The sequence below is a fragment of the Cupriavidus sp. 2SB genome, assembly GCF_005503625.1.
Classification (GTDB): Bacteria; Pseudomonadota; Gammaproteobacteria; order Burkholderiales; family Burkholderiaceae; genus Cupriavidus.
On the sequence record NZ_SCMX01000127.1, the window covers coordinates 1 to 11,482 of the forward strand.

10 protein-coding genes are annotated in these 11,482 nt (G+C 63.0%); 6 read left to right on the forward strand and 4 right to left on the reverse strand.

Going from position 1 to position 11,482, the window contains the following annotated elements:
- A partial coding sequence (locus tag FFS21_RS30750) for a methyl-accepting chemotaxis protein (protein WP_249359761.1) occupies window positions 1-1,556 on the reverse strand: 1,556 nt, incomplete at its 3' end.
- 209 nt (window positions 1,557-1,765) lie between these two features.
- A complete protein-coding gene (locus FFS21_RS30755; protein WP_137928453.1) occupies window positions 1,766-2,530 on the reverse strand; it encodes an SDR family NAD(P)-dependent oxidoreductase in 765 nt (254 codons plus the stop codon).
- A gap of 156 nt (window positions 2,531-2,686) precedes the next feature.
- Here FFS21_RS30755 and FFS21_RS30760 point away from each other — a divergent pair, with 156 nt between their 5' ends.
- Entirely contained in the window at window positions 2,687-3,289 is a 603-nt protein-coding gene (locus tag FFS21_RS30760) for a TetR/AcrR family transcriptional regulator (protein WP_137928454.1), read from the forward strand.
- Window positions 3,290-3,321: 32 nt separating this feature from the next.
- Window positions 3,322-4,620 (forward strand): MFS transporter, encoded by a 1,299-nt coding sequence (locus FFS21_RS30765; RefSeq protein WP_137928455.1) that lies wholly within the window; start codon window positions 3,322-3,324, stop codon window positions 4,618-4,620.
- A gap of 7 nt (window positions 4,621-4,627) precedes the next feature.
- Here the strand turns inward: FFS21_RS30765 and FFS21_RS30770 are convergent, their stop codons facing one another.
- Window positions 4,628-5,494 (reverse strand): LysR family transcriptional regulator, encoded by an 867-nt coding sequence (locus tag FFS21_RS30770; protein ID WP_137928461.1) that lies wholly within the window; start codon window positions 5,492-5,494, stop codon window positions 4,628-4,630.
- A gap of 152 nt (window positions 5,495-5,646) precedes the next feature.
- On the opposite strand from FFS21_RS30770, the gene FFS21_RS30775 reads away from it, so the two are divergent.
- From FFS21_RS30775 to FFS21_RS30785, 3 genes are all read left to right on the forward strand, one after another.
- Window positions 5,647-6,069 (forward strand): VOC family protein, encoded by a 423-nt coding sequence (locus tag FFS21_RS30775; RefSeq protein WP_137928456.1) that lies wholly within the window; start codon window positions 5,647-5,649, stop codon window positions 6,067-6,069.
- A gap of 380 nt (window positions 6,070-6,449) precedes the next feature.
- Complete coding sequence (locus FFS21_RS30780; protein WP_137928457.1) at window positions 6,450-6,914, forward strand: copper resistance protein CopQ; 465 nt, start codon at window positions 6,450-6,452, stop codon at window positions 6,912-6,914.
- Between the two features lie 233 nt (window positions 6,915-7,147).
- Window positions 7,148-7,789: a TetR/AcrR family transcriptional regulator gene (locus FFS21_RS30785; RefSeq protein ID WP_137928458.1), complete on the forward strand. Its 642-nt coding sequence runs from the start codon at window positions 7,148-7,150 to the stop codon at window positions 7,787-7,789.
- Window positions 7,790-7,845: 56 nt separating this feature from the next.
- Here FFS21_RS30785 and xth read toward each other — a convergent pair whose 3' ends face one another.
- Window positions 7,846-8,805 (reverse strand): exodeoxyribonuclease III, encoded by a 960-nt coding sequence (gene xth / locus FFS21_RS30790; protein ID WP_137928459.1) that lies wholly within the window; start codon window positions 8,803-8,805, stop codon window positions 7,846-7,848.
- A gap of 120 nt (window positions 8,806-8,925) precedes the next feature.
- Between xth and FFS21_RS30795 the strand changes: the two genes are divergently transcribed.
- Complete coding sequence (locus FFS21_RS30795) at window positions 8,926-11,334, forward strand: ATP-dependent DNA helicase (protein WP_249359762.1); 2,409 nt, start codon at window positions 8,926-8,928, stop codon at window positions 11,332-11,334.
- Window positions 11,335-11,482 lie beyond the last annotated feature (148 nt).

Sequence of the window (11,482 nt, forward strand, 5' to 3'; positions counted from 1 at the left end):
TCCCCTGCGCGCGCGGCTTCCACAGCAGCATTCAACGCCAGGATATTGGTCTGGAAAGCAATGCTGTCGATGACCGCGATGATGTCCACGATGCGGCGCGAATCGGCCTCGATGTCCGTCATGGTCTCCTGCATGCGGGACACGGCGTGCCCGCCTTCTGTTGCAATGCGCACGGCATCGCCCGCGAGTGCCATGGCTTCCGTAGCATTGCCCGCGTTCTGCTGCACGATCGAGGTCAGCTCCTCCATGCTCGCCGCCGTCTGCTCCAGCGACGATGCCTGTTCCTCGGTGCGCTGCGACAAGTCCGTATTGCCTTGTGCAATCTGTTCGGCTGCCACCAGCACGTTCTCGGCGCCTTCTTTCGTCTCACCGATGAGGCCGCGCCACGACGCCACCAGTGCCATCAGGTGCCGCTTCACATCGCTGAATTCATCGCGCCCGTGCGCATCGATATGCACGCTCAGGTCGCCATCGTGAATACGGGCCACCAGATGCGCCACGTCATGCACGTCGTCGCGCATGCCTCGGCTAAAACCGGCGAACAGGTACAGCGCGCCGCCCACGGTCATCGCCGCCACCACGATCAATGCCGCCAACTTTCGCTTGTGCGCGGCGATCCGTTCTTCGAGCATCTCGCCGGCCAGTGACGTGAATTCCCGATTGACCGCCGAGACGGCATCGATGGCGGCCGTACCTTCTGCGAAATACGTCTTGGCATCGATGTTGATTCCGCTCGACCCCAGCATGTTCACTTTGAGCGTGCGATAGAAGTTGTCCATCGCCGCCAGTTGCTTGCCCGCAGCCTCCACGCGGCCACGATAGGCGGGCGTGTCGACCAGCACGCGCGCGATGTCGCGGCGCACGGTCTCCAGTCCATCCTGGATCTGTTCGGCCAGCGCAGCCAATTCGGCCTGCTGCGCGGCATCGGAGTAGCCACCTTGCGCGATGATGCCCGCGCCACGCCCGCGCGCCAGCGCACCCAACTCCGCCAGCTTGGGCATCGGGCCCACCATGAGGTTGATCAGGTAATAGGAGCCTGCCTCCGGATCGAGCGCGAGTGTCGAGTGGTCGGCCACGTCACCGATAAACAGCCGCGTGTGCTTGACCAGCGTGGTATGGCGCTCGAACAGCGGACCGGCAGGCGTATCGAGTCCGAGCTTGCGGATCTGCTGCCATGCCTCGTCGAGCTTCTTCGCATCGGGCACCACGTCGAACGCGGTCACTGTTGATGCGTCGGCGAGCAGCGCGGAAAGATGCTGCGCGGCCTTGCCATCGGCAGCATCGAACGTAGCCTTGAAGCTGGTGTTGCCGAGCAGCACGCCATTTGCCGCGCCACGACGCACCTGCGTCTCGCGCATGAAATCGAGTGCCTGCGAGACGAGCTTCAATCCGAGTACTTCATTACGCGTATCGCGCACCGACTGCACGGACTGCTGCATCACGGCGAACAGTGCGCCGCACAGTGGAATCAGGAACAGCACGGACAACAGCACCAGCTTGCGCGTGATGGTCAGGCGTGCCATCAACCGTACGGCAGGAGTCAGGAAAGCGGCCACGATGGTCCTTTGGAGAGGTGTCTTTTTTGCGAGTCTGGTGATAGGTCCCAATGCTCGCTGTATCGACGCCAATCCGCAGAAATAAAGCGGTTTTCCTGGCTATTTCCCGTTATTTTTCATGCCGCACAAAGGCAGTGCGAACGGCGCACGATGACGGTGCGCCGCGCACGCTTTTCGCGCGAGCTTTCACGCGAGTTTCCACCCGTGCCTCAGGCCGTGGCGCCACCATCCACGCCAATCGTCTGCCCGGAGATATAGCGTCCTGCCGGCGAGGCCAGCAGTACTGCAAGGCCCGCTACATCGCTGGCTTCGGCAATGCGTCGCAACGGAATCCCTGCGGACAGCATCTTTTCGCGCTCGGGGTCGCCCCACAGCGCGTCGCGCGAAAAATCCGTGCGAACCGGCCCCGGGTTGATGCTGTTCACGTTGATGTTGTACGGCCCGAGCGTCTGCGCGAGATTGCGCATGGCCAGATCCGTCGCGCCCTTCGAGATGCTGTACAGCGCCAGCATGGCCGAGCCACGTCGGGCGGCAATGCTCGACATGAACAGGATCGAGCCATCGCGCCGCTCGATCATCTGTGGCGCCAGCGCGTTCACGAGCACGAGATTGCCGCGCACGTTACCGGCCATCACTTCATCGAAGGCTTCCGGCCCCTGATCGAGCATCGAGCCGACAGCCGTGGAGCCGGCAGCGTTGAGCACCAGCGCATCCACCCGGCCGAACTTCGCGAGCACGTCTTTCGCAAAGGCGCGCACGCTGTCGGTGTCGACGATATCGCACGCAATGCCTGTGGCGTCGATACCTTCCTCGCCCAGCCGCGCCGCCACCTGCGCAGAGACCGCGGCATCGCGCCCCGACACCACCACGCGAGCGCCGGCTTGCCCCAGTGCGCGCGCCATTTCGAGGCCCATGCCTTTGGTTGAGCCAGTGACAACGGCCACGCGGCCGGACATATCGAACAGTTTGAACATGACAGGTTTTCCTCGAGAGTGATGGAAGTCGTACAGCCACAACATGAATGCCGATCGCCTTATACATGATGACCGTCATTTATTGCTTAAATTATGGTTGTCATCTAAACTGCGGTCAAGGTCAATTTTGCGGATCGCACGGAGCAGGGAGTCAACATGGCGCGCGCATCACGAGTCGTCGCAGAACAGCATAGGACAGCCATCGAGAAGGCATCGGCCCGATTATTCAGGCAGCACGGCCTGCATGGCGTATCGGTGGCGCAGGTCATGGCCGAAGCCGGACTCACGCATGGCGGCTTCTATGGACACTTTGCGTCGAAGGATGAACTCGCAGCCGTAGGATGTGCGCGCGCGTTCACAGATGCGAATGCGCGCTGGCAGGAAACCGTGGCGCAGGCGAGCGATTCGGCCACCGCACGGCATGAACTGGTGAGCCGCTACCTCAGCGAAGCGCATCGCGATGCGGCTGGACACGGCTGTCCCGCCTCCGCACTCGCCATCGATGTCGCGCGCGAACCGGCGGGCAAGCCCGTGCACGAGGCCTATGTCGATGGCATCGGCCAATTGCTCGATACGTGGAAGACCACGGCAGAACACCCCGGCCCCGAAGCCGATCGCATGGCGCTCGTACAGATGGCGACGCTGGTGGGTGCGATCACGCTGGCGCGTGCCACGGCTGGCCATGCGATTTCCGACGACATCCTCGATGCCGCACGCCGTTGGCTGACCGATGTCCCTTCCCACAACACCGTCGCCTGATTTCTCACCTCCCACTTCTCAGATAACGCCCCATGTTCGCGCAAGCCTTCTCCCGCCAGCTGGACCGGCGCGGTATCCACTACGCGTGGATCGTCGCCGCCATCACGTTCTGCGTGATGCTCACTACCTCCGCCGCGCTCGGTCTGCCCGGCGCCTTCCTGAAACCCATGAGTACCGAGATGGGGTGGAGCACGGACAAGGTCTCCTCGATCCTGGCGTTCCGCTTTGCGTTGTTCGGCATCATGGCACCGTTCTCGGCCATCCTGATGGAGCGCTTCGGCGTGCGCAACGTGGTGTGTGCCGCGCTCGCACTGATCGCGGGCGGCATGGCGCTGGCAACAGTCTCCACGGAACTCTGGCAACTGCTTGTGGCGTGGGGCCTGATGCTCGGCGTAGGTTCGGGACTCACCGCACTGGTGCTGGCCGCCGTAGTGGCCAATCGCTGGTTCACCGCGCGGCGCGGGCTGGTGATCGGCGTGCTGACAGCCAGCTCCGCAACAGGACAACTGGCCTTCCTGCCCGTGGCCGCCTGGCTCATCGAACATATGGGATGGCGCGTGGCCGTGCTGCCGGTGCTGGTAGCCTGCGCTGCGCTGGCCTTCGTCGTGTTCGGCTTCATGCGCAGCCGTCCGTCCGATGTAGGTCTGGTGGCGTTTGGCGACCTGCCGGGCACAGTGCCCGCTGCGCCGGCCCCTGCTGCCCCGCTCTCGTGGCGCGGACCGTTCACGGTGCTGCGCGACGCTGCGCGCACGCAGACGTTCTGGATTCTCGCCGGTACGTTCTTCATCTGCGGCCTCTCGACCAACGGCCTGATCCAGACGCACTTCATCTCGCTGTGCGCGGACTACGGCATGTCCGCAGTGCCCGCCGCCTCGGCACTGGCCATGATGGGCGCGTTCGACTTCGTCGGCACCATCCTCTCCGGCTGGCTTTCGGATCGCTACGACAGCCGCAAGCTGCTGTTCTGGTACTACGGGCTGCGCGGCTTGTCGCTGTTCTGGCTGCCGCATTCGGAATTCACGCTCTACGGCCTGTCGATCTTCGCGATGTTCTACGGTCTCGACTGGATCGCGACGGTGCCGCCAACGATCAAGCTGGCGGCCACCACGTTTGGCCGCGAGCGCGCGCCGATGGTCTTTGGCTGGATCTTCGCCGCCCACCAGATCGGCGCGGCAACAGCGGCCTTTGGTGCAGGGATGTCGCGCACGTTCTGGCTCACCTATTCCCCGGCGCTCTACATTGCTGGCACGGCTTGTCTGCTGGCCGCACTGCTGGCGCTGATGGTGCGCCGGCCCGCGCAGCAGCCTGCGCCGCAACCGGCCCAGGCGTGATCCATCGCTAGCGTTCGGCGCTCACCGCCACGAACGCGTCGATCAGTGCGGCAGCAGGTGCGCGTTTAAGCGCCGACTGCCGCACCAGCACCCCGATCTCCCGCACCAGCGGCGCGCCCGGCATCGCGATCTCGACGATGCCAGGCGTCTGCCGCAACGGCACCAGCGCCGAAGGAATGATTGCGCAGCCCAACCCCTCGGCCACCATCTGCAGGATCACGGCGGGTTCGTCCAGTTCCATGCCCTCGCGCACCCAGTAGCGGTGGCGCTTCAGATAGCGGTCCACCAGTTGGCCACCCGTGGAGTGACGGTTGTAGCGGATGAACGGCACGGTCTCCAGCACCGTCTTCAAATCGCCGGTTGTTCCCATTGGCGCCACGGCGACGAACGGTTCCTGAATCAGCGTCACCCACTTCAATTCCTGCGGAATGCCCAGGCGTGGCTTGACCAGCACCGCGATGTCGAGTTCGCGCGCATCCACCTGCGTGAGCAGTTGCGTGGACATGCCCGGCACGATGTTCACGTGCGTATCGGGATGCGCCATGCGGAAGCGCTGCATCGCACGCGGCAACAACGTGGACTGCACCGTGGATACCGCGCCCAGATCCAGCGGCGCCAGGTCCTGTTGCGAGCGCGCGCCCTTCATCGATTCGTAGATCGATACCAGACGGGCCACCTCCGGCAGCCTCTGCCGCCCCTCCTCGCTCAGCGTCACCGATTTACCCGACCGGTCGAACAACGTGCAGCCGAGATCCTCCTCCAACCGGCGGATCTGCGTGCTTACCGCCGATTGGGTCAGGCCCAGACGCGCACCCGCTGCGGAAAACGAACTGGTCTCGGCGGCAGTGAGAAAGGTCTTGAAATAGCGGATCACGGGGAGGAAGGGATGAAAGAACTGCGGAACACGGTCGAAACCAAGCATCGAGATTTTCGATACTCAGCCAAGAAATGATTCGTTTCATATTACGAGTCTTGCTGATTACAATCAACGACACCCAACCCGTACCCCATACAAGAGACCACGCCATGAGCGCCATGCCCCTGTTCCACCTTGCCTTTCCCGTTCACGACCTTGCGGCCGCGCGCCAGTTCTACGGCGATCTGCTTGGCTGTCCGGAAGGCCGCAGTTCCGATGCCTGGGTCGACTTCGATTTCTACGGCCATCAGGTCGTGGCCCATCTCTCGCCCGACGAGTGCGGCCATCGCGCCACCAGTGCCGTGGATGGCGACAACGTGCCGGTGCGGCATTTCGGCGCGATCCTGTCGATGACGCAATGGGAGCAACTGGCCGAAAAGCTGCGCGCTGCCGGCACGAAGTTCGTGATCGAACCGCATGTGCGCTTCAAGGGACAAGTGGGCGAGCAGGCAACGATGTTCTTCCTCGATCCGTCGGGCAATGCACTGGAATTCAAGGCGTTCGGCGACCTGAGCCAGGTGTTTGCGAAGTAAAGCCCCGCAACCCTGCTCCATCGTTTTTTCTTTAGTTTCAGCAAGTTAGCGCTCTGATCGAGCCAATATCCGGCCGATCTAGAGCGCTTCCTCCACCTTGTACATCGGAATTTCTCCAAATTCTCCTTGCGTATCTATCTAGTAGTAGATAATATTCGAGCCATGGACGACGCACTGCGGTAGCAAAAAAGCCAAAAGCGCGACGCGCCACGCAATACAAGTTGTTTGTTGTCAGTACCGGGAGCCGGTCTTTTTTTAGGAACGCTTCTCTATCTAGCAGTAGATAGCAGTTAGCGAGGACCGACGGATTGCCACACAGAAATCGGCCGCGACGAGCCTCCACACAAACCGGAGCGTCGGGCCAAAGCCAGGAGAGCATCATGACCGCCACCAAGACCCTGATCACCGCCGCCGCCCTCGCCGCCGCTTTCGTTGCAGGCGCTGCGCAAGCCGCACCCGCCGCCCAGAAGGCTGGCGAAGTCTACGGTTACAGCTATCGGGTACAGGACAGCCGCAGCGCCTTCACCGATGGCGCACGCACCGGCAAGTTCGATTCGTTCACCGAAGGCGCACGCGTTGGCAAGGCTGACCCGTACACCGATGGCGCAAAGATCGGCAAGTTCGACCCGTACACCGATGGTGCCCGCACCGTGGCCGGCCTGGACCGGACCGGTGTCTCGGCTGAACCGTCGCGCACCTTCGACCCGTACACCGACGGTGCCAAGGCTGCTCCGTTCGACCCGTACAGCGGTGGTGCCCGCACCGTCGCCGGCCTGGATCGCACTGGCGTCTCTTCCGAACCGCAACGCAGCGTTGACGTCTACACCGACGGCGCGCTGGCCTGACCCCGCACCGGCGGCCGCCCTCCTGCGCAGTAACCAGGGCGGCCACCGGGCCAGACATACGGAGTTTCCATCATGAACTTGCGTGACGGCGCCCTGATCGTGGGCGGATGGGTGTTGCTTTGCTTCGGGACCGGAGCGCTGTATTCACTCGTCGCGCAGTCGTTGTCCATTTAGCCACGAGGACAGCGGCGAAACTGGAGGGTCCGCGGCTCACGAGGCCAAGGACAGATGTCATGAAAACGCAATCCACGCAAGCCGCGCAGTCCGTGCGCGACCAGTTGCTCGAGCATGCCTCCGTGCTGATCCGGCAACGCGGTTACAACGGATTCAGCTATCGCGACCTGGCGGAACTGGTGGGTGTGAAGACGTCGAGTATTCATTACCACTTTCCCGCCAAGGACGATCTGGTGCAGGAAGTGGTGAAGCTGTACCGCGAACGTTCGCAGGCCCGACTGTCCGCCATCGACCCGGCACTGTCGCTCTGTGAGCAGGCATGGCAGTACATCCGCCCGCTGCGCAACGACATCGAGCTGAACCAGATCTGCCTGGCTGGCATGCTGTCCGCCGAAGTGCTCGCGTTGCCCGATGCCATCCGCATCCCGCTGCAGGCGCACTACCGCATGCACGAGGAATGGATTGCCCGCCTGCTGCGCCGCGCCGAGATCGAACGTGGCGAGCCGTATCCGGTGCCGCCGATGGCATTGGCCAGCGTGCTGTATGGCGCGATCCAGAACGGGATCATCACGGCGCGGATGTCGGGTTCGACCGATCGGCTGGATGCCGCGGCAGACATGTTGATGGGCGCCGTGGGTGGCTCGATGCATGAAGTGCGCGCACATGAGGCACGCGAGGCATTCGAGGCTGTGCCGGCCTGAAAGGTCGATTAGTGGCTGATTGAACAATTTCTGTGGCCCCTGACCCGTAGTCAGGTTCAGGTGCCCGACGTCCGCCGTCCCGCTCTCGCGGTGGACGTCCCTGTTTTCTCCGACGCCGGGATTTTCCCGGCGGTTTTTTTTGGTACGGCCTGTTTGGTAGCGACCTTCTTTGCGGCAACCTTCTTTGCTGCGACCTTCTTTGCTGCGACCTTCTTTGCCACGCCCCTGCCGGTATCGATCACCACCCACGTCGGTGCATGATCGCTCGCCTTTTCTTCGCCGCGCACCCATCGGTCCACGCCTGCATCGTGCAGTTGCACACCCGGCCCCAGCAGCAGGTGGTCGATACGCAGCCCTGAGTTGGTTTGCCAGTGCTGGCGGAAGTAGTCCCAGAAGGTGTAGATGCGCTCGTCCGGATGCTGCGTGCGCAGCGCATCGACCCATCCTTGTGCCAGCAGACGCCGATAGCACTCTCGGCTCTCGGGTTGCAGCAGCGCGTCCTTGAGCCACGAGCGCGTGTTGTAGATATCGTCATCGGTCGGCACGACGTTGAAATCCCCGGCGATCACTACTGGATGGCCGCTGTCGTACAGCGTCTGCGCATGGGCGATCAATCGCTCGAACCACGCCAGCTTGTAGTCGAACTTGGGACCGGGCTGCGGGTTGCCGTTGGGCAAGTAGAGGCAGGCCACCAGCACGCCTTCGATGGCGGCTTCGAGATAGCGGCTCTGGGTATCGGGATCAGCGCCACCCTCGCCACCCGGCAAACCCCGCCGTACCTCCACAGGATCAACGCCACGCGCCAGGATCGCCACGCCATTCCACGATTTCTGCCCATGCCAGATCGCGCCATAACCGGCCGCGCGGATCTCGTCGATGGGGAAGCCTTCGTCCACGGTCTTGAGTTCCTGCAGGCAGGCCACGTCGGGCTTCTCGCGCTCCAGCCATTTGAGCAACGCGGCCAGGCGCGTGCGCACACCGTTGATGTTGAACGTGGCGATCTTCATCGAAGTCATCGGCGGGGCTCCAGTCCAGTCGAACGTGGTGTTCATCATAAATTCCCGCGTGAAGATTTCCTGTCGGTGTCCGATCACTGTATATTCATACAGTCCTTCGATCCTTCGGCGATTTGCGCCTTGTCCGACACCTCCCCCACTCCTGTCATCGAAACGCCCCGGTATACGGTAGCCGTGCGCACGTTATGCGAATTCACGGCCAAGGCGGGCGATCTCGACTTGCGTTTCACACCCTCGCCCACCTCACAGGAAGGCGTGGCCGGACATGGCGTGGTCACGAGCCGGCGCGGCTCGGGCTATGAGTCCGAGGTATCGCTGGCGGGCGAGTTTGAAGGCTTGCGCGTGCGGGGCCGCGCCGATGGCTACGATCCGGTGGCCAATCGCGTGGAGGAAATCAAGACGGTGCGCGGCGAGAAGATCGAGATCCCGGAGAATCATCAGGCGCTGCACTGGGCGCAGGCCAAGATCTACGGCTGGCTGCTGTGTGAATCGCGCAATCTCGAAAAGATCGAAGTGGCGCTGGTCTATTTCGACATCGTGAGCCAGCGCGAGCGCATGCTGAAGGCGCGATTCGATGCGGCCACGTTGCGCGAATTTTTCGAGGATAGCTGCCGGCGCTTCAAGGTCTGGGCCGAACGCGAACTCGCGCATCGCAGTGCGCGCGATACGGGGTTGCAGGCGCTGGCGTTTCCGCATGGCACGTTTCGCGAAGGGCAGCGGCTGCTGGCCGAATCGGTCTACAAGGCCAACGTCTCCGCGCGCACGCTGCTGGCACAGGCGCCCACTGGCATCGGCAAGTCCATCGGCACCGTGTTCCCGGCGCTCAAGGCCATGCCGACGCAGCGCATCGACAAGCTATTCTTTCTTTCGGCACGTTCTACCGGTCGCGCGGTGGCTTTGCACGCTACGGCGCAACTACGCCGCAACGCCGCCGATACGCCGCTGCGTGTGCTGGAACTGACGGCGCGCGACAAGACTTGCGAGCACCCCGATCTCGCCTGCCATGGCGAATCGTGTCCGCTGGCGCAGGGGTTCTACGATCGGCTGCCCGCCGCACGCGAAGCGGCGAGTCACGCGCCGTTGCTCGATCGTCAGACCACGCGCGACATTGCACGCGCGCATCAGGTGTGTCCGTACTACCTCGCCCAGGAAATGATTCGCTGGAGCGATCTGGTGGTGGCAGACTACAACTACTATTTCGATCGCAGCGCACTGCTGTTCGCGCTGACGGTGATGAACGAATGGCGCGTGAGCGTGCTGGTGGATGAAGCGCACAACCTCGTGGATCGTGGGCGCGCGATGTACACATCCACGCTGGATCATGCGGCGTTTCGTGGCGTGCGACTGTCCGCACCGGCGGTGCTGAAGAAGCCGATGGATCGCGTGTATCGGCAATGGAATGCGCTGGCGAAATCCAGCGAGGCCGAGTACGAGACACGCGACGAGGAGCCCGCAGCGTTCGTCGAGGCGCTGGTGCAGCTTTGCACGGCGATCATCGACGACATGAGCGAGCATCCGCAGCGGCATGATGCCCTGCTTGAGCGCTTCTATTTCGATGCCATGCACTTCCTGCGTCTGGCCGAGCAACTGACCGAGTACGGCGGCAAGCATTCGCTGTTCGATATCACGCGCACACCGCGTCTGCGTGCAGGGGTGGATGCATCGCTATGCGTGCGCAACCTGTTGCCCGCGCCCTACCTCGCCACGCGTTTTGGCGCGGCGCACTCCACCACGTTGTTCTCGGCCACGCTGCAACCCGCTGATTATTACGGGAATCTGCTGGGCCTGCCGGATAGCGCGGTGTGGGTCGAGGTGCCATCGCCGTTTCGTGCGGAGCAGTTGGACGTGCATGTGGCGCGGCATATCTCCACGCGTTATGCACAGCGGCAACGGTCATTGCCTGCCATCGTCGCGCTAATGGCCGCGCAGTTTGCGCAGCGGCCCGGCAACTACCTGGCGTTCTTCAGCAGCCACGACTATCTGCAGCAGGCGGCGGCTCTGCTGGCGGAAGATCATCCGGATATTCCGACCTGGGCTCAGGCACGCGGCATGAACGAGGCCGGCCAGTCGGCTTTTCTGGATGCATTTGTGGCGGGTGGCCGAGGCATCGGCTTTGCGGTGTTGGGCGGCGTGTTTTCCGAAGGCGTGGACTTGCCCGGCGACCGCCTGATTGGCGCGTTCGTGGCGACGCTGGGCTTGCCGCAGGTGAACCCGATTAACGAGCAATTGCGTGATCGGATGGAGAAAACGTTCGGGCAGGGATATGACTACGCGTATCTGTATCCGGGGCTGCGCAAGGTGGTGCAGGCCGCGGGGCGGGTGATTCGCACGCAGGAGGATCGCGGGGTCGTGTGGCTGATCGACGATCGGTATGGGAGGTCGGAGGTGAAGGAATTGCTGCCGGGGTGGTGGGAGATTTCGGCAACGACACGCTCTGGACTACCGCTGTCGGGTTCCCCTCTCCCGCGCGCGGGAGAGGGGCTAGGGGAGAGGGCCAGCGTTTCAAGCACGAACAACGCTTCGACATAGCGACCGCCTGCCCTCTCCCCCACCCCTCTCCCACTTTGTACAGACCGGAGACATGGGTAACAGGTGTTCGGAGACATGGGTAACACGTGATCTGCGCGTATCACAGTACGCGCAGGTCGAGTTCCCCTATCTCAAACCGGCTGAACCA

Coding starts and splice junctions, on each gene's coding strand:
- FFS21_RS30755 (WP_137928453.1), bottom strand. CDS start 2,530: ATGTTCAAACTGTTCGATATGTCCGGCCGCGTGGCCGTTGTCACTGGC.
- FFS21_RS30760 (WP_137928454.1), top strand. CDS start 2,687: ATGGCGCGCGCATCACGAGTCGTCGCAGAACAGCATAGGACAGCCATC.
- FFS21_RS30765 (WP_137928455.1), top strand. CDS start 3,322: ATGTTCGCGCAAGCCTTCTCCCGCCAGCTGGACCGGCGCGGTATCCAC.
- FFS21_RS30775 (WP_137928456.1), top strand. CDS start 5,647: ATGAGCGCCATGCCCCTGTTCCACCTTGCCTTTCCCGTTCACGACCTT.
- FFS21_RS30780 (WP_137928457.1), top strand. CDS start 6,450: ATGACCGCCACCAAGACCCTGATCACCGCCGCCGCCCTCGCCGCCGCT.
- FFS21_RS30785 (WP_137928458.1), top strand. CDS start 7,148: ATGAAAACGCAATCCACGCAAGCCGCGCAGTCCGTGCGCGACCAGTTG.
- xth (WP_137928459.1), bottom strand. CDS start 8,805: ATGACTTCGATGAAGATCGCCACGTTCAACATCAACGGTGTGCGCACG.